This window comes from Corynebacterium uberis, assembly GCF_020616335.1.
In the GTDB taxonomy this organism is placed as follows: Bacteria; Actinomycetota; Actinomycetes; order Mycobacteriales; family Mycobacteriaceae; genus Corynebacterium; species Corynebacterium uberis.
Window position 1 is genome coordinate 542,217 of record NZ_CP085051.1, and the last position, 18,048, is coordinate 560,264.

General features: G+C 65.4%; 16 protein-coding genes. 5 read left to right on the top strand and 11 right to left on the bottom strand.

Annotated features, from left to right (window positions below; genetic code table 11):
• Window positions 1–35 precede the first annotated feature (35 nt).
• Complete coding sequence (locus tag LH390_RS02490; RefSeq protein ID WP_227280745.1) at window positions 36–1,352, bottom strand: O-acetylhomoserine/O-acetylserine sulfhydrylase; 1,317 nt, start codon at window positions 1,350–1,352, stop codon at window positions 36–38.
• Window positions 1,353–1,863: 511 nt separating this feature from the next.
• On the opposite strand from LH390_RS02490, the gene LH390_RS02495 reads away from it, so the two are divergent.
• Window positions 1,864–4,143 carry a carbon starvation CstA family protein gene (locus LH390_RS02495; protein WP_227280744.1) on the top strand — a complete coding sequence of 760 codons (2,280 nt, stop codon included), beginning with the start codon at window positions 1,864–1,866 and terminating at the stop codon, window positions 4,141–4,143.
• Complete coding sequence (locus LH390_RS02500) at window positions 4,140–4,322, top strand: YbdD/YjiX family protein (protein WP_227280743.1); 183 nt, start codon at window positions 4,140–4,142, stop codon at window positions 4,320–4,322. The genes LH390_RS02495 and LH390_RS02500 overlap by 4 nt, the downstream gene beginning before the upstream one ends.
• Before the next feature lie 5 nt (window positions 4,323–4,327).
• Here LH390_RS02500 and LH390_RS02505 read toward each other — a convergent pair whose 3' ends face one another.
• From LH390_RS02505 to LH390_RS02535, 7 genes are all read right to left on the bottom strand, one after another.
• A complete protein-coding gene (locus LH390_RS02505; protein WP_227280742.1) occupies window positions 4,328–5,071 on the bottom strand; it encodes a hypothetical protein in 744 nt (247 codons plus the stop codon).
• A gap of 836 nt (window positions 5,072–5,907) precedes the next feature.
• Complete coding sequence (locus LH390_RS02510) at window positions 5,908–8,112, bottom strand: NADP-dependent isocitrate dehydrogenase (RefSeq protein WP_227280741.1); 2,205 nt, start codon at window positions 8,110–8,112, stop codon at window positions 5,908–5,910.
• 174 nt (window positions 8,113–8,286) lie between these two features.
• On the bottom strand, window positions 8,287–9,201 hold the full coding sequence (locus tag LH390_RS02515; protein ID WP_227280740.1) for a siderophore-interacting protein: 915 nt from the start codon (window positions 9,199–9,201) through the stop codon (window positions 8,287–8,289).
• A 67-nt stretch (window positions 9,202–9,268) separates the two neighbouring features.
• Entirely contained in the window at window positions 9,269–10,078 is an 810-nt protein-coding gene (locus LH390_RS02520; RefSeq protein WP_227282652.1) for an ABC transporter ATP-binding protein, read from the bottom strand.
• Between the two features lie 53 nt (window positions 10,079–10,131).
• Complete coding sequence (locus tag LH390_RS02525) at window positions 10,132–11,118, bottom strand: FecCD family ABC transporter permease (RefSeq protein ID WP_227282651.1); 987 nt, start codon at window positions 11,116–11,118, stop codon at window positions 10,132–10,134.
• Between the two features lie 104 nt (window positions 11,119–11,222).
• Complete coding sequence (locus LH390_RS02530) at window positions 11,223–12,218, bottom strand: FecCD family ABC transporter permease (RefSeq protein ID WP_227280739.1); 996 nt, start codon at window positions 12,216–12,218, stop codon at window positions 11,223–11,225.
• Window positions 12,219–12,261: 43 nt separating this feature from the next.
• A complete protein-coding gene (locus LH390_RS02535) occupies window positions 12,262–13,311 on the bottom strand; it encodes an iron-siderophore ABC transporter substrate-binding protein (RefSeq protein ID WP_227280738.1) in 1,050 nt (349 codons plus the stop codon).
• Window positions 13,312–13,479: 168 nt separating this feature from the next.
• Between LH390_RS02535 and LH390_RS02540 the strand changes: the two genes are divergently transcribed.
• Both LH390_RS02540 and LH390_RS02545 read left to right on the top strand, forming a co-directional pair.
• Window positions 13,480–14,382: an exodeoxyribonuclease III gene (locus LH390_RS02540; RefSeq protein ID WP_227280737.1), complete on the top strand. Its 903-nt coding sequence runs from the start codon at window positions 13,480–13,482 to the stop codon at window positions 14,380–14,382.
• An 88-nt stretch (window positions 14,383–14,470) separates the two neighbouring features.
• Window positions 14,471–14,662 carry a hypothetical protein gene (locus LH390_RS02545; protein WP_227280736.1) on the top strand — a complete coding sequence of 64 codons (192 nt, stop codon included), beginning with the start codon at window positions 14,471–14,473 and terminating at the stop codon, window positions 14,660–14,662.
• On the opposite strand, the gene LH390_RS02550 is transcribed toward LH390_RS02545, so the two are convergent.
• From LH390_RS02550 to LH390_RS02560, 3 genes are all read right to left on the bottom strand, one after another.
• A complete protein-coding gene (locus LH390_RS02550) occupies window positions 14,659–15,330 on the bottom strand; it encodes a hypothetical protein (protein ID WP_227280735.1) in 672 nt (223 codons plus the stop codon). The two genes, LH390_RS02545 and LH390_RS02550, sit on opposite strands and share 4 nt — an antisense overlap.
• 92 nt (window positions 15,331–15,422) lie before the next feature.
• Window positions 15,423–16,250, bottom strand: a complete 828-nt coding sequence (locus LH390_RS02555) for an ATP-binding cassette domain-containing protein (RefSeq protein ID WP_227280734.1) — start codon at window positions 16,248–16,250, stop codon at window positions 15,423–15,425.
• Entirely contained in the window at window positions 16,247–16,615 is a 369-nt protein-coding gene (locus LH390_RS02560) for a GntR family transcriptional regulator (RefSeq protein ID WP_227280733.1), read from the bottom strand. The genes LH390_RS02555 and LH390_RS02560 overlap by 4 nt, the downstream gene beginning before the upstream one ends.
• Before the next feature lie 240 nt (window positions 16,616–16,855).
• Between LH390_RS02560 and trpS the strand changes: the two genes are divergently transcribed.
• Window positions 16,856–17,896, top strand: a complete 1,041-nt coding sequence (gene trpS, locus LH390_RS02565) for a tryptophan--tRNA ligase (RefSeq protein WP_227280732.1) — start codon at window positions 16,856–16,858, stop codon at window positions 17,894–17,896.
• The last annotated feature ends 152 nt before the right edge of the window (window positions 17,897–18,048 follow it).

Below are 18,048 nucleotides of genomic sequence, written 5' to 3' on the forward strand. Positions count from 1 at the left end.
GCTTTCTCCAGGGCTTCTAACAGGCGACCTACGGCCTACAGGGCGGCGAAGCCCAGGTCCAGGTCCGCGAGGATGTCCTCGATGGCCTCGAGCCCCACGGACAGGCGGATGGTGGACTGGCTGATCCCGGCGCGGGTCAGGCCGTGCTCATCCGACTGCGAGTGCGTGGTGGAGGCCGGGTGGGCGACCAGGGAGCGCACGTCGCCGATGTTGGCCAGGTTGGAGTGCAGCTTGAGCGCGTCGATGAAGCGCCAGGCCTCCTCGCGCCCGCCCTCAATGTCAAAGGACAGCACGGAGCCGGTGTAGTCCAGGCCGAGCTTCTGCTTGACCGCGTACCAGGGGGAGGACTCCAGCCCGGCGTAGTTGACCTTGGTCACCTTCGGCTGCTTGTCCAGGTAGTGGGCCACCGCGTCAGCGTTAGTGTTGTGTCGCTCCACGCGCAGGGACAGCGTGTCCAGCCCCTGGAGGGTGACCCAGGCGTTGAAGGGGGACAGGGTGGCGCCGGTGTCGCGCAGCAGGCCGGCGCGGGCCTTGAGCCCAAAGGCGACGTCGCCCAAGTCCACGTACTTCAGGCCGTGGTAGGCGGGATCGGGGTTGACAAAGGTGGGGAAGATCGGCTCGCCGTCACGCTCGACGGTCCAGTCGAAGTGGCCGCCGTCGATGAGGATGCCGCCGATGCCGGAACCGTTGCCCGTGTAGAACTTGGTCAGCGAGGCCACCACCACGTCCGCGCCGAGTTCCAAGGGGCGCACCACAGCCGCGGTGGCGATGGTGTTATCCACAATCAGCGGCACCAGATGCGCGTGGGCGACCTCGGCGATGGCCGGCACGTCCAGCACGTCTGCCTGCGGGTTGGCAAAGGTCTCCGCGTAGAAGGCCTTGGTGTTGGGGCGCGCGGCGGCGTCCCAGGAGGCGGGGTCATCAGGCTCCTCGACGAAGGTGACCTCGATGCCCAGGCGCGCCAGCGTGGACTGGAACAGCGTCTCGGTGCCGCCGTAGAGGCGCGGGGAGGTGACAATGTGGTCCCCGGCGCCGGCGACGTTCAAAATCGCGGCGGTCTCCGCAGCCTGCCCGGAGGCGAAGGCCACGGCGTGGGTGCCGCCCTCCAAGGAGGCCAGGCGGTTTTCCAGCACCTCGGTGGTGGGGTTGGTCAGCCGCGAGTAGATGGGGCCCGGGTTTTCCAGGGCGAAGCGCTCCTTGGCGTGCTCGGCGGAGTCAAAGACGTAAGAGGAGGTGAGGTAGATCGGCTGGTTGCGCGCGCCGGTATCGGAGTCGACGGGCTGGCCGGCGTGGATGGAGCGGGTGGAAAAGTCCCAGTTGGCGGCCTGTGAGTTGTCATACTTGGTGGTCATGGGGGTGGCCTGCGGCTTTCTGTGGTTGGTGCTGTTTTCGTGCTTACCGACGCCCCGTGCGTGCGGCGCGTGCGCTATCCCTGCGGGTCCTCGCGGCTGTTGCCTTGTGGCGGTGCTGCGGTTGCTGCCGTGCTGCCGTTGCCGCGGGGGCTGAGGGATGCAGTGCGTCGTGGTGGGCGGTGCGGGGGTATGCAGGCGACCGTAATGAACCAAGCTGTCTAGTGCGACGGTGCTGTGGCCGGGCCGGCCAAACTCCAAGGTGAGCCCGTGAATAAAAATCCTCCCCAGATCTGCTCTTACGGTACTGTCGTACTGCTTGACCAGGGTTTTCAGTCCGTGTGCAAATGTAGTACCAAGGACGTCTGACGTGTACGGTGGGAGGGGCAATAGTAAGGGCCGTCACAGCGCCCTCGTGACTGCGTGCCATCGCACTGACAGCGAGTGCCCCTGCGGGGCACACAATATGCGGACAGTTCGCGGCCCGGCACCGTAAGTGAAAGGTATAAACACCATGGCAGTAGCCGCACCCCCGGAGGTACCTCAGACCCCCGAGGGGGTCAGACTCCTGCGCAATAAGGACACCGGGCACATCGTCGGGGTGGAAGACACCCGGCGCCCCTCGGTGACCTCCCGCATTGTCATGATGGTCATTGCCATCATCGCTGCCGTCGGCTGGGGCATGGTCGGCCTGAGCCGCGGAGAGACCGTCAACTCCGTATGGATCGTGTGCGCCGCCGTCGGCTCCTACATCATCGCCTACACGTTCTATGCCCGGCTGATCGCCTACAAGGTGGTCAAGCCACGCGATGACCGCGCCACCCCGGCCGAGGAGCACGCTGACGGCAAGGACTTTGTGCCCACGGACCGTCGCGTTCTGTTCGGCCACCACTTCGCCGCCATTGCCGGCGCCGGCCCGCTGGTCGGACCCGTCATGGCCGCGCAGATGGGCTACCTGCCCTCGACGCTGTGGATCGTGCTGGGCGTCATCTTCGCCGGCGCCGTCCAGGACTACCTGGTCTTGTGGATCTCCACCCGGCGCAAGGGCCGCTCCTTGGGCCAGATGGTGCGCGATGAGATGGGCACCATCGGCGGTGCTGCGGGCATCCTTGCGGTGATGGCCATCATGATCATCATCATCGCCGTCCTGGCGCTCGTCGTGGTCAATGCGCTGGCGCACAGCCCGTGGGGCGTGTTCTCCATCGCCATGACCATCCCCATCGCCTTGTTCATGGGCGTGTACATGCGCTACCTGCGTCCCGGGCGCATCGTGGAGGTCTCCGCCATCGGCGTCGTCCTGCTGCTGCTGGCCATCATTGCCGGTGGCTGGGTGGCTGACACCACCTGGGGTGCAGAGATGTTCACCCTGTCCAAGGTGGCGCTGGCCTGGTGCCTGATCATCTACGGCATGGTGGCCGCGCTGATGCCGGTGTGGCTGCTGCTTGCCCCGCGTGACTACCTGTCCACGTTCATGAAGATCGGCGTGATCGTGCTGCTGGCCATCGGCATCATCATCGTGCGCCCCGACGTGGAAATGCCGGCCGTGACCCACTTCATCCACGGTGGCGGCCCGGTCTTCTCCGGTTCGATTTTCCCGTTCCTGTTCATCACCATCGCCTGCGGCGCGCTGTCCGGTTTCCACGCCCTGATTTCCTCGGGCACCACCCCGAAGCTGGTGGAGAAGGAATCTCAGATGCGCATGATCGGCTACGGCTCCATGATCATGGAGTCCTTCGTGGCCATCATGGCGCTAATCACCGCGGTGATCATTGACCGCCACATGTACTTCATCATGAACGCCCCCACCACGCTGACCGGCGGGGATCCGGCCACGGCCGCAGCCTGGGTGGATTCCATCGGGCTGCCGGGCAATGACCTGACCCCGCAGGACCTGGTCGCTGCGGCGCAGGCGGTGGGCGAGGAGTCCATCATCTCGCGCACGGGCGGTGCACCCACGCTGGCGTTCGGCATGTCGGACATTCTCACCCAGCTGTTTGGTGCGGATTCCCTCAAGGCCTTCTGGTACCACTTCGCCATCATGTTCGAGGCCCTGTTCATCCTCACCACGGTGGACGCCGGCACCCGTGTCGCCCGCTTCATGATGACCGACACCCTGGGCAACATCCCCGGCCTGAAGCGCTTCCACGACCAGACCTGGACCGTGGGCAACTGGATCTCCACCATCGTGGTGTGCGGCCTGTGGGGCGCGATCCTGCTGATGGGCGTGACCGACCCGCTGGGCGGCATCAACGTGCTGTTCCCGCTGTTCGGCATCGCCAACCAGCTGCTCGCCGCGATCGCACTGTCCCTGGTGCTCGTGGTCGTTGTAAAGAAGCGCCTGTACAAGTGGGCCTGGATCCCCGGCGTCCCGCTGGTGTGGGACCTGCTGGTGACCATGACCGCGTCCTGGCAGAAGATCTTCTCCTCCGACCCGTCGATCGGCTACTGGGCCCAGCACACCCGCTTCCGCGACGCCGCAAACCAGGGCCTCACCGAGTTCGGTACCGCCACCTCGCCGGAGGCTATCGACGCCGTCGTGCGCAACACCCTCGTCCAGGGCCTGCTCAGCGTCCTGTTCGCGGTGCTTGTCCTCGTCGTTGTCATCGCCGCCGCGGTGGTGTGCGTGCGCACCATCCGCGCGCACAGTCGCGGCGAAGAGGCGGAAACCAGCGAGGAACCCTACAGCGCTTCCAACTTCTTCGCTCCCGCCGGCATGATGGCAACCGACGTCGAAAAGCGAGTAGCGCAAGCACAGGGTGACGATGAACTCGCCGCCACCGCGGGGCACGCATGATCCGCGCACTCAAAGCGGTGCGCTGGTACCTCGGCGCCATGATGGGTGAGCAGGACTACCCGCGCTACGTCGCACACCTGCGCGCCCACCACCCCGACGCCCCCGTGCCCACCGAGCGCGAATTCTGGCGCAACCGCTGGGCCGAACAGGACGCCAACCCGGGGGCGCGCTGCTGCTAGAAGGGTCACCGCGCCGCTTGGCGACGCCCATGGCGGTTACCCTTGCGCGCATTGCTCACCGCCACCACGATGAGCACCAGCACCCCAAGGGCAACCACCGCGCCCAGGGCGTACCACCCCACGGGCGTCCCTTTGAGCTCCTTGGCGCACCCGGTGAGATCCTTGCGCAGCTGCTGCTGAAGCTGCGCAAACTCGTCCGAGCGCTGAGTAAACAGCTCCTGCTCAATGGTGGCGATGCGCAGCCCTGACGCCGCCTGCGCCGCCAAGGAATCCTGCGCCGTCCGGGTGGGATCTTGCGCAATCTTGTCCGCGGCGGCCTGGGCCTCTTCCGCGGTGTAGGTCAGCTCGGCCGGCTGAGTCTCTGCGCCGGGGACACCATCGGCGGCTGCGGACCGGTGCGGGGCCAACATCCCAACGCCCTCCGCCGCGCCAGCCCGGGTGAGCATCTCTTGAAGCTCGCCCGGGCTCTTTGCGCCCGGCTGCTGGTGGTCATAGGCCTCAATGGCCGGCTTGATGCCCGGCACCTGCGCTTCAAGCTCACCGAGGCGCTGGGCAGCCGCATCCGCCTGAAGGCGGGCCCAAAACTCCACGATTGGCGAATCCTCCTGCGCCGGGTTGACCTTGCACACCCCAGCATCCTTATCTGCGGTGATGGTGTACGCATGCTGGGTTTCGGCGAGAGCAGGCGTAGCGGCGGATAGGCCCACCAACACGGTGGCCAGGGCGAGAGAAAAACGACGAGCGTGCATGGGAGGGATCGTAGCCGATGGCCCTAGCGTGCGGGCCGGACGTCCCGCCGTCGCCGTGGTGCCCTCGCGCCGTCCTCCCATGCCTTGGTGTGCGCCCCGGGTGGGGTGGTGTGCGTCGCCGGGGCTCTTCTCCATACACCGTGTGACTGGTGTGACTGGGTGAATGCGTTTTCGGGGGGTAAAAAGGGCGCGTTTCGGGGGTGTTTTACGCACCGTGTTAATCCCACCAGTCACACGGTGCAAGGAGGGGGAGGGACGGGGTAGGAGCGGAGAGGGGCGCGTACAGGGGTGGGCGGATCGACGGAGCAAGGGCGTCCGCAGCGGGTGGAAACCCCGCGGAATGCTTTAAACAATCACGGATGGGTTTGTGGGGCTAGTGGGACTGGAGGGGTGATCCGGTGAGTGGGTGCGTGATTGTGTGTCCGGGTGTGGCGTGTTTCGCGGGTATTGCGAGCCCCGGGGTGCGCCCCCATGCACCGTGTGACTGGTGTGACTGGGTGAGTGCGCTTTCGGGGGTAAAAAGGGCGCGTTTCGGGGGTGATTTGTGCACCGTGTTAATCCCACCAGTCACACGGTGCAGGAGGGGCGTGCGGAAGGGGTGCAGGAGGGGCGTGCAGGAAGGCCGTGCAGGAAGGGCGTGCAGGGAGGCCGTGCAGGGAGGCCGTGCAGGAAGGGGCCTGTCATGCACAAGACTGAAGCCCGCCGAACCGGGTGGTCCGACGGGCTTCAGTATGAGTGAGATATTTACAAGCAGTTGCTACTGTAGCACTGCGGCTGCCGCCTGTCATCTTTTTGCGCGGCAGGCGTGTGACCTCGGGAAATGTCGGTTGTAGTGGCTACTCCTTGATTCCATCGATGATCGCGTTGAAGGTCTCCGACGGGCGCATGACCTTGGTGGTGGCGGCGTCGTCGGGGTAGTAGTAGCCGCCCAGATCGGCAGGCGAGCCCTGGACTGCCAGCAGCTCCGCGTCGATGGCGTCGGCGTTTTCCTCCAGCGCGGCGGCCACGGGGGCAAACGCTGCGGCAAGATCCTGGTTGTCTTCCTGCGTGGCCAGGGCCTTCGCCCAGTAGGTGGCCAGCCAGAAGTGGGAGCCGCGGTCATCGATCTCGCCGACCTTGCGGGAGGGGGACTTGCCCTCGGTGAGGAGGGTTTCGGTGGCGGAGTCGAGGGCGTCGGCAAGCGTGCGGGTTTCCGCAGTGCCGATGTGGCGCAGGGACTCCGCCAGGGCCAGGTATTCGCCCAGGGAATCCCAGCGCAAGTGGTTTTCTTCTTGGACCTGCTGGACGTGCTTCGGTGCTGAGCCGCCCGCGCCGGTCTCAAACAGTCCGCCGCCGGCCATGAGCGGAACGATGGACAGCATCTTTGCGGACGTTCCCAGTTCAAGGATGGGGAACAGGTCCGTGTTGTAGTCACGCAGCACGTTGCCGGTCACGGAGATGGTGTCCTCGCCACGGCGGATGCGCTCGATGGACACCTTGGTGGCCTCCACCGGATCCAGGATCCGGATGTCCAGGCCTTCCGTGTCCTCTTCGCCCAGGTAGGTGTTGACCAGGTCGATGAGGTTGCGGTCGTGGGCGCGCTCCGGATCGAGCCAGAAGATGGCGGGCATCCCGGAGGTGCGGGCGCGGTTGACGGCCAGCTTGACCCAATCGCGGATGGGGGCGTCCTTGGTCTGGCAGGCGCGCCAGATATCTGCGGCGGCAACGTCGTGGGACAGGAGGACCTCGCCGGCGGAGGTGCGCACCTCGACGCGGCCGTCGGCGTCGATGATGAAGGTCTTGTCGTGGGAGCCGTACTCCTCAGCCTTCTTGGCCATCAGGCCCACGTTGGGAACCGTGCCCATGGTGGTGGGATCGAAGGCGCCGTTGGCCTTGCAGTCCTCGATAACCGCCTGGTAGACACCGGCGTAGGAGGAGTCGGGAATGACAGCCAGGGTGTCCTGCTCAGCGTCGTTCTTGTTCCACATGTGTCCGCCGGAGCGGATCATCGCCGGCATGGAGGCGTCGACGATGACGTCGGAAGGCACGTGCAGGTTGGTGATCCCCTTAGCGGAGTTGACCATGGCCAGATCCGGGCCGTCGACCAGAGCTTGGTCGAAGGCTGCCCGGATCTCGGCGCCGCCCTCCAGGTCCTCCAGGCCGGCGAAGATGGCGGCCAGGCCATTTTCCCCGGTCAGCCCCGCGGCGGTGAGCGCGTCACCGTACTGGGCGAACACGTCCTTGAAGTAGGCGCGCACCACGTGGCCGAAGATCACCGGGTCAGAGACCTTCATCATGGTGGCCTTCAGGTGCGCGGAAAACAGCACGCCTTCTTCCTTGGCGCGGGCGACCTGGGCTGCCAGGAACTCGTCGAGGGCGGCCGCTGACAACACGGTGGCGTCCAGGACCTCGCCCTTTTCCAGGGGCAGCTCCGCCTTGAGGACGGTCTCGGTGCCGTCGGCGGCCACGTGCACGATGCTCACGGTGTCCGCCTCGGGGAGGATGACGGACTTTTCATTGTGGCGGAAGTCCCCGGCGTCCATGGTGGCCACGGCCGTCTTGGAGTCGGCCGACCACTCGCCCATGGAGTGGGGGTGGGTGCGCACAAAGTTCTTCACGGCCTGCGGGGCGCGGCGATCGGAGTTGCCCTCGCGCAGCACCGGGTTGACGGCGGAGCCCTTCACGGCGTCATAGCGGGCCCGGGCCTGCTGCTCTTCGTCGGTGCTGGGGTTATCCGGGTAGTCCGGGAGGTCAAAACCGGCGGCCTGGAGTTCCTTGATGGCTGCCTTGAGCTGCGGCAGGGAAGCCGAGATGTTGGGCAGCTTGATGATGTTTGCTTCCGGGGTGGTGGCAAGCTCGCCAAGCTCCGCAAGCGCGTCGCTCTGGCGCTGGTCCTCGCTCAGGCGCTCCGGGAACTGGGCGATGATGCGTCCGGCTAAGGAGATATCCCGCGTTTCCACGTCGACACCGGCGGTGGAGGCGAAGGCCTCCACGATGGGCTTGAGTGAGTACGTTGCCAGCAAGGGGGCCTCGTCAGTACGAGTCCACACGATCGTGGGCATGGATGACTCCTTATCTCTGTGAAAGATTCTCAACTGAACATAAAAACCCGCGCGGGTTCGTGCACCCACGATACCGGCGTTTTCCGGTTCGGGGGTAGAAAACCGCCGCCACGGGCCCCGCCACGGCCGTCGCGACAGACACCACCACAGCCGCTGACGCGGCCGCCTCCGCGCCTAGCTGCGCATGGCCACACCCCGGCGCCAGTACCCCATAAACGTCAGCATGTCTTTGGGCCGGTCATCCAGGCGCCGCTTCAGGGCGCGCACCACCCCGGACTCCGCGCTGATCCACACGTAGGTCTGTGGTCCGAGGGCATCGGGATCCGAAGCCAATAGGTCGTCGAGGGCGTTGTGGAGGACGACGCCGCGGTCGTGCTTGCCGCGCGGGAGCCAGCTGACGGTGGGGCGGGGGGCGTCGATAAGCAGGGCGTCCTCGGCTGTGGGTATCTCGATGTAGGCGCGCAGGCGGGTGTCGTTGAGGTCTTCGGCGGTCCGGGCGATGGCGGGTGCTGCGGTTTCATCGCCCAGCATGATCCAGCTGGTGGCGTGGTCGGGGGGAAGGAATTCGATGCCGCCCAGGTCGGCGTAGCCGCGTCGCGGGCCGGCGATGATGACCCGCTGACCGGGGCGCGCCTGCGCTGCCCACGCTGCCGCCGGCCCGGTTGCTCCCGGGACGCAGTGCAGCACAAAGTCGACGGTCATGCGGGTGGCGTGGGGGAGGTGTTCGAGGGCGCGCACGGAGTAGGTGCGCATGATCCCGCGCTGGCCGTCGGGGATGGCCAGCCACTCCTGGTACCAGTCGGGGCCATCGGATAGTGCGGGGAGTGCCCCTGTTGTGGGGTCGGGGATCACGATCTTGATGCGCCGATCGCGGGGGCAGTCATCGCCGATGATGGCGCTGTGCGGGTCGGCGAACACCACCCGCATGAAATGCGGGCTGATCTGCTCGGCCGACTCCACGATCATGGGGGTAATGGCGTAGGGCGCGGGCGAGGGCTCCGGCGGCACAGGCGGCACGGGCTCCGGCGGCACGGGCGACGCAGCCACCGACGCTTCGGACGGCCTGCGGGATGCGGGAGAGGTGGACATGGGAAGGTCAGACACCTGGCTTTCAGTGACTCAATGGAGGACCGGGGGGTAGGGGGCTAGCCAGCGGTTACCGGCTGACGTGGTGGCGCCCTTCGGGACTGACCAGGGGCCCTCCGGAGACGGGATCGGGGACGATGACCGAGGAGATGCCAAAGACTTCGCGCATAGACGCCGCGGTGATGACTTCCTCGGGGGTGCCGCTGGCCACTAGCCGCCCGCCGGCCATGGCTACCAGCCGGTCTGAGTAGCGCGCCGCCAGGTTCATGTCATGGAGCACCATGACGATGGTGGTGCCGCGCTGCCTGTTTAGGTCCGTTAGCACGTCAAGGACTTCAAGTTGGTTGGCAATGTCCAGGTAGGTGGTGGGCTCGTCGAGCAGCAGAATGTCCGTCTCTTGGGCGATGGCCATGGCGATCCACACGCGCTGGCGCTGTCCGCCGGACAGTTCGTCGATGCTGCGTTCCGCAAGCTCGGCGGTACCGGTGACCTCCATGGCGTGGGCAACCACCTCATAGTCGTGGCGGGACCAGCGCCCAAACAGGCCCTGATGCGGGTGCCGGCCGCGTCCCACCAGGTCAGCGACCACAATGCCCTCCGGGGCCACCGGCGTTTGCGGCAGCAATCCGAGCGTCTGCGCCAGCTTCTTGGGCCGGTGCTCCCGCAGCGCCACCCCGTCGAGGGTCACCTCACCAGCGGTGGGTGCCAGCAGCCGCGACAGCGCCCGCAACAGCGTGGACTTCCCGCAACCATTGGGTCCGATGATCGAGGTCACCGCCCCGGGAGTGATAGCCAAATCCAGCTTATCGACGACCCTGCGCTCACCGTAGGCAAGCGAGATCCCGTGCGCAGTCAGCTCGTGGGAGCCCGCCCGGCCCAGCGCCGGCGAATCGTGTGCCGGCGTGCCGGCGGTTGGAGAAACAGCGTTATCGCTCACAGGGACGCCCCCGATCGATTGGAACGGACAAGAAGATAAATCAGGTACGGGGCACCGAGCACGCCGGTGATCACACCCACCGGGTAGCGCGTACCCAGCAGGTTTTGGCCCAGCAGGTCCGCACCCAGCACCAGCGCCGCGCCGACCAATGCTGCCGGAATAACCAGATTGGCCGCAGGGCCCACCAGCCGTGAGGCGATGGGCCCAGACATGAAGGCCACAAAGGCGATCGGCCCGCAGGCGCTGGTAGCCATGGCCACCAGGGCGACGGCCGCCAAAATGGCCACCACCCGCACCCGCCCCGGGGTGACCCCGAGACTCTGGGCGGAATCATCACCCAGGCGCAGCAGGCCAAGCTGGCGGGAAAACACCGTGATGGTGGGCAGCAGCACCGCGCAGCACACCGCCACGGGTATCACCCGCTGCCAGGTCGCCCCGTTGAGCGAACCAGTCAGCCAGCGCGTGGCGGTGACCAGGTCCCATGCCGCGGCCTTGGACAGCACATAAGACACCACCGAGTTGAGCATGGCGGCAACACCAATACCGATGAGGATCAGCCGCGTGCCAGCAAACCCGCCCTTGATGGACAGCAGGTAAATCAGCGCGGCCGTGCCCAGCGCGCCCACCAGGGCTACCAGGGAGACCATGGTCTGGGAGTATTGCAGCACCACAATGGCGGTCACCCCGGCGGCGGAGGCGCCGGAGGAGATGCCGATGATGTCCGGCGAGGCCAGCTGGTTGCGCAGCATAGTTTGGAAGATCACGCCGGCCGCGCCGAAAGCGGCGCCGGCTACCAAACCTAAGGTGGCGCGCGGGAGCCGCAGTTCCCCAACAGTGTAGGACGCGCCGGGGACAGTCTGTCCCAGAATGACCCGCATGACCTCGCCGGGGGAATACCAGGTTTCCCCAATGAGCAGGCTTGCGGCGTACAACGCGCAGGCCAGAATGGCTAGGGCGATACCCACGCCCACGCGCCGCAGCATGCGGGCGCGCCGGGCGCTGCGCAGCGCGGCGATCTCTGGCGTCTCAGCGCCGATTCCAGCACCAGCACTAGCGTCGGCGGTTCCAGCATTGTTAACAGGTTGGTTCACAGCTCACGCACCTTGTGCCGGCGAACAATCCAAATGAATAGCGGGGCGCCGATGATGGGGGTGATGATCCCTACTGCCACCTCGGAGGGGCGGGTGACCACTCTTCCCACGATGTCCGCGCTCAGCAGCAGCACTGCCCCGCACAGGGCGCTGATGGGTACCAGCCAGCGGTGGTCGGTTCCGGTGAGTAGTCGCATGACGTGGGGGACCACCAGGCCCACAAACGCGATGGGGCCAGCCAGCGCGGTGGCCACGCCACACAGCGTGACCGCTCCCAGGGAGGAGATCAGCCGGGCACGTAGGACGTTGACGCCCAGCCCGGTGGCCACGTCATCGCCGAGGGCCAGCGAGTTCATCCCGGAGGCGCAGCCCCAGCAGATGACAAAGCCAAGGGCGAGTAGCGGCAGTCCGGTGGCCAGGTCTTGCCAGGAGGCTCCGCCGACTCCGCCGATCTGCCAGAACCGGAACCGGTCCATGACTTGGGCGCGGGGCAGCAAGATGGCGCTTACTAGGGAAGAGGCGGCCGCCGTGGTGGCCGCCCCGGCGAGGGCAAGCTTGAGGGGGGTGGCGCCGCCGCGGCCTAGGGAGCCTACGGCGTAGACGAAGACTGCCGCCGCGGCTGATCCCACCACTGCCACGATCATGGTGGGCAGACGTTGGGAGAGGCCAAAGAAGGTGATGCCGATGACCACTGCCAGCGACGCTCCGGAGAGCACGCCGAAGATGCCGGGGTCCGCCAGCGGGTTGCGTGTGACGGCTTGCATGGTGGTGCCGGAGACGGCCAGTGCCGCGCCGATGGCTACGGCCATGACGGTGCGGGGGATGCGGGCGCCGGCGGCGGCCTGATTGACGGTGTCGGTGGCGCCGGTGAGGGCGGAGAGGGCGTCGGCAAGCGCAATGTCGCGGGCGCCAAAGACCACCGAGGCCACGGCTGCCAGCCCTATCAGGATGGTCAGCACGGCGACGGTGGTCACGCGGGAGGCTGTGTTCACGGTGAATGCGGGGGTGGAGTGACAGGGACGCGGGGGTGGGAGGTTACTTCAGTGCCTGGGCGATGGCGTCGAAGTACTCCTTGAGGTTGTAGGGGATGGACAGCGGGGAGGGGTTGGCGCCGCTGGCCAGGGTGCCGTTGCCCAGGAAGACCACGTGGCCGTCGCGGATGGCGGGGATGCGTCCGCGCAGCGGGTCGGCTTGAAGGCCCTTGAGGATCTCTTCATCCTTGGCCTTATCTCCGGTGCCGTAAGCAACAATGGCGTCGACGTCGGAGAACTCATCGGGGTTTTCGGCGGAGATTTCTGCCCAGAATCCCTTCTCCTTGTCCGAGGTCTTCTTGACAATGTCGGGCACCCCGAAGCCGGCGCGCTCCAGGAACCCGGCGCGCGAGTCGTGGGAGGTGTAGAAGCCGATCATGTTGGGCTTGTCATCCCCGGCGAAGCCGGACATCATGACCTTCTTGTCCTTGAACTCTGGGTGGGCGTCAAAGGCGTCCTTGACCTGCTTGTTCAAGTCTTCGAGGAGCTTCTTGCCTTCCTTTTCCTTGCCGATCGCCTTGGAGTTGAGTTCGATCATCTGCTCCATGTTGGTGCCCCAGGCCTGCTCTGGGTAGGCGACGGTGGGGGCGATCTTGGATAGCTGCTCGTAGTCTTCCTTGGTGATTCCGGAGTAGGAGGCCAAGATGACGTCGGGCTTGGTGTTGGCGATCTGCTCGAAGGGCAGTGCGTCCGTCTCGTCGAAGAGGACCGGTGTATCGCCGCCAAGTTCGGCAACCTTGTCCTTGACCCACGGCATCATGCCGTCGCCGTCCTCATCGCCCCAGGTGGCCTTGGACATGCCCACGGGCATGACGCCCAGGGCCAGCGGAACCTCGTGGTTCATCCAGGCGACCGTGGCAACGCGCTTGGGGGTGCCCTTGATCTCGGTGGTGCCCAGCGCGTGGTTGATGGTGATGGTCTCGGCGGTGTCTGAGCCGGCGGCGTCGGAAGCGTTCGTCGACGATCCGGAATCAGTGGCGCAGGCGGCAAGCCCGGTGGTCACTGCTGCGGTGGCGGCGAGTGCTGTGAGACGGCGGGCACTGCGTAGGTGCATGGGAATTCTCCTTGGTGTGTCGGCTCGACAATGGGGATTCGAAATTCAAGGTGAGTTTCAGGACTCTTTTAGGTAAGGCGTCCGTTAGTCGCAGGAATCAACTCTACGTGAAGTCGCCGGAGCCTGCGTTTGTTGGCCCGCCGCACGGCCATAGATACGCTGGTGGGCATGGCTTTAACCATCACCAGCATTAACGTCAACGGCATTCGGGCGGCCACCAAGCAGCGCAGCGAGGACAACCTGGGGCTTTTGGACTGGCTGAAAAACGCCCCCTCCGATGTGGTTCTCCTTCAGGAGGTGCGCGCCACCGAGGAACAGTCACGCGCGGCGCTTGCCCCGGCGTTGGATGCCGGGTGGACCTATATTGGGGCGCCGGCGGCGGCCAAGGGGCGCGCCGGGGTGGGCATCCTCTCGCGCATCCCGCTTATCGACGCCTCCGTGGGCTTCGGATCCTTCACCGATTCCGGTCGGTGGGTGGAGGCCACACTCGACGGCACCGGCGTGCGGGTGGCCTCCCTCTACCTGCCCTCCGGCGCGGCTGATACCGCCAAGCAGGATGAAAAGTACCGCTTCCTCGACGAGTTCACCGACGTGCTTGACCAGCGTGCCCGCGACTACCCGAACATGGTCATCGGCGGGGACTGGAACATCTGCCACCGCCGCCAGGACCTCAAAAACTGGAAGGCTAACCAGAAGAAGTCCGGCTTCCTGCCTGACGAGCGCGCCTTCATGGACGCGGTGGTGGGCACCTACCCCGACGAGGCCTCCCAGGTGGAGGGCGCAGGCGCGTGGGCTGGCGCCGTGGACTACGCGGGTGGTGCGGCCCGCGTTCCGGCCGCCGACGCCCAGTGGTTCGACGTGGCCCGCAGGCTCAACCCGCAGGCCGATGGCCCGTATACCTGGTGGACCTACCGGGGCCAGGCCTTCAACAATGACGCCGGGTGGCGCATTGACTACCAGCTGGCAACCCGGGCGATGCTGGACCGCGCAGAAGAGACGTGGGTGGACAAGGCCGCAAGCGTGGAAATGCGCTGGTCCGATCATGCCCCGCTGAGTGTGCGGTACGCCTGAACCCAACGGGGGTGAAAAGTGATTTATTTGCCACTGCAACCTATAGTAGGAACCGTTGTCTTGGTTGCTATAGATAGGAAAAAGCTCAGTGGTTAAGTCACTCATTTTCGTTGTGCTCGGTGCCGCCATCGCCGTGGGAGGCTTCTATCTCACCTCCATGGTCGGTCACACCATCGCCGGCATGTTCACCATCGCTGTGGTGGCAGTAGGCATCGGCATGGCCGTCTGGGCCCTCGGCGTCATGGCGGACATCAATTCCCCCACCTCTAAGAAGCTCTAGGCGGGTTGCGGCGCTGTTCGCCTGCCGCGATGCAGCGCCCACCAGGAGCCGGGAAGCCCCACGATAATCAGGGGAGCGAGGGCGATAAAGAGGCCGGGGACGGGGGCCTCAAAGCTCACCATGGCGCGCGTCATCAGCGACATCGCTACCACGTACCCGATCACCAGAACTATCAAGGTGACAATGACCACCGTGACCCCCGTGTAGCGCCGCAGCGCACCGATGAGCATTCCCAGGGCGGCGGATGCGAAGAAGATGGTAGCCAACCCCGCGCAGGTGGCAAGAAACATGGCGATGGGTTTATCGCCGAGGAAGACTAGATCAGAAGCCGACTGCCCGGGGACGACGGTAGGCATGTTGTGTGGCCCTACAACAGCATCGGCATACGACTCCGCGATGTGATCCGGGATCTTCGTGATAATCACCGACTGCCTGAAATCGTTCGCATCCTGATTGGTATACACGGTGGACAGCCCGGCTAGCAGCGCTAGGACAGCGCTGATGATCAGCGCCCACCCCGTGTTGATCAGCCACCAGCGCGTCGGGCTTACTCCCATGTGAATGACGCCCAGGCTGCGCGATGCAGCAAGTGCCCACAGGGTTACCAAGACACCCGGAGCAAGAAGGAAAAACACCACGGCATAGAGGAAGCCAGTGTGGGGCAGCATGGTCAAAAGCGTAAGAAGGATGAGTCCACCTAGCCCAACGGCAGCCGGTTGCCTGATGGGCAGGAAAAACAGTTTCCATGATGTCATGACTGCTAGCCTTTCTGTGCAGCGGCGTAGTGGGTTACGGCCGCGTTGATGGCATCGGCGTCATCGGCGATGTTCACGCGGACGCCGGTAGGGGGTGGTCCCAGGGGCGCGTCCACCGCTAAGGTGACTCGCCGGAGGCCGCCCAAGTGGGCGTCGCTGAGCACGGTGGCAGTGCCGATGAATGCGGTGACGGAATCCGCGGGACCTTCGACGGTGGGGTAGTAGGCACGCAGCTCGTCGATGGACAGTGGGGTGCGAACGCGTCGCCCGGATACCACCGTGATGTCATCAATGAGTCCGGAGAGATCCTCGGCGCGATGGGAACTGATCAACACGGTCGCGCCTTGCTGTGTGATGCTCAGCAACACCGCGCGCAGGTGCGTGCGCAATGTGACGTCCAGTCCGGTGAAGGGCTCATCAAGCGCCATGATCTCGGTGTGAGCAGCCACGGCGGTGGCTACTGCGACGAGCTGGCGTTGCCCCACACTCAATGTGCGGATGGCGCTGCGGTCGGTCAGCTGTAGTGGTGCGATGACCTCGGTGGCGCACTCGCGCTGAAAGCGGGGAAACACCGCAGCGGCAGTGCTGAAATGATCCCCGATCGTATCGCCCACGAGTGCCGCATCCGAGGCCGCGTGTGCCATGGCTGCCGACGCCGCCGTGCGCTCGCCGGAACGTAGCTCCATCAAGCCAGTGGCCAGGCGAAGCAGGGTTGTTTTGCCCGCGCCGTTGGGGCCAATGATGCCGTGGCATCCGGGCCCAAAACTCACGGACACAGGGCTGAGCACGCGGCGGGCATCCACCGCGTGGCTCAGATTAAGAGTGGTGCTCATGATTGCTCCCGGTGCCTTTCTTCATCGATGAGCATGGACAATTCTTCGGGGCTTAAGCCCAGGGCGGCGGCCTCGTTGAGCAAGGGGCGAATAAAGTCCGCCGCCAGCGTGGTGCGCCGCTGCTTGAGCACCGTGTCGCGGGCAGTGGGAAGGACAAACATGCCTATTCCGCGGCGTTTTTCTACTAGTCCGTCTTCGGCCAACTGGTTGAGAGCTCGCGCGGCCGTGTTGGGGTTGACGGAATGGAAAGCGGAAAGCTCATTGGTCGAGGGGACCTTATCGCCGGGGCCAAGCAGGCCGGCGGCGATTTGGTCGGCGATGCCTGCGGCTATCTGGATATAGATGGGACGAGGGTCGGATGCCATGGGTCACCTCCTTACTTCTGTTTCTGTGTGGGGTTTTCTGCGTGGGATGGGGCTGAGTTGGCTCCGTGGAGTGTCTGCATCGCTGGAGCTCTGGGGTGTACTGGTTACCTAGGTACATAGGTAACCATAGTAGGGGTCAAGTAGCTGGCGCAAGGCCCACCGGCGGGTCGCGCCCACGTTGCCGGCCCGCCACCGCACCACCGCACTTACCTTTCGGCTCCGGGCGATATGCTGAAACCCATGACTGCACAGACCACCGCTGAAACCAGCGCCCCACAGCGCGTCCTCTCCGGAATCCAGCCCACCGCGGACTCCTACCACCTGGGCAACTACCTGGGAGCACTCAAGCAGTGGATCGAGTTGCAAGACTCCTATGACGCGTACTACTTCATCCCGGACCTGCACGCCATCACCGTGGACCAGGACCCCACCGAGCTGCGCCATCGCACCATCGCCGGAGCAGCACAGCTGCTGGCGCTAGGCATTGACCCGGAGCGCTCCACCCTCTTTGTGCAATCCCAGGTCCCCGCCCACGCCGAACTCGCCTGGGTGCTCACCTGTATGACTGGCTTTGGTGAAGCCTCCCGGATGACCCAATTTAAGGACAAGTCCGCCAAGCGCGGCGCCGACCGCACCTCCGCCGGGCTGTTTTCCTACCCCATGCTCATGGCGGCGGATATTCTGCTGTACCGCCCACAACTCGTCCCGGTGGGGGAGGACCAGCGCCAACACCTCGAGCTCACCCGCACGTTGGCGGAGCGCTTTAACTCCCGCTACGGCACCACCTTTGTCGTGCCGGAGGGCTTTGTTCCGCAGGGCTCTGCCAAGGTGTATGACCTGCAAAACCCCACCGCCAAAATGTCCAAGTCTGGCGATAACCCCAAGGGCATTATCAACCTGTTGGACCCGCCGCGCACCTCCGCCAAGCGCATTAAATCCGCGGTGACGGACAATGATGGCGTCATCGCCTTTGACCGCGAGGCAAAACCGGGAGTGTCCAACCTGCTGGCCATTCAGTCGGCGCTCACAGGTACCAGCATTGAAGACCTGGTGGCCGGCTATGAGGGCAAGGGCTATGGCGCGCTCAAGGTCGACACCGCTGACGCCCTAGAGGCCTTTACTGCACCGCTGAAAGCCAAGTTTGACTCCTTCATGGAGGATCCGGCTGAGCTGGAGCGCATTCTTGACCGCGGCGCGCAGGCGGCCTCTGCCGTGGCTTCTGAGGTCTTAGCGGAGGTCTATGACAAGGTGGGCTTCCTGCCTCCGCGGCGGCGCGCATAGGCTCACGCGTGGGCCTTTCCGCCGGAGCAGCACTGGTACCGGCGAAGGGGATTAAGGCCGCGCCCGCACACCCCGGTGTACCGCGATATGCTGGGCACCGTTAGCGTTATTTCCGCAGTACCCGTAGTCCGCTGCACTGCCTGCAGTGCGTC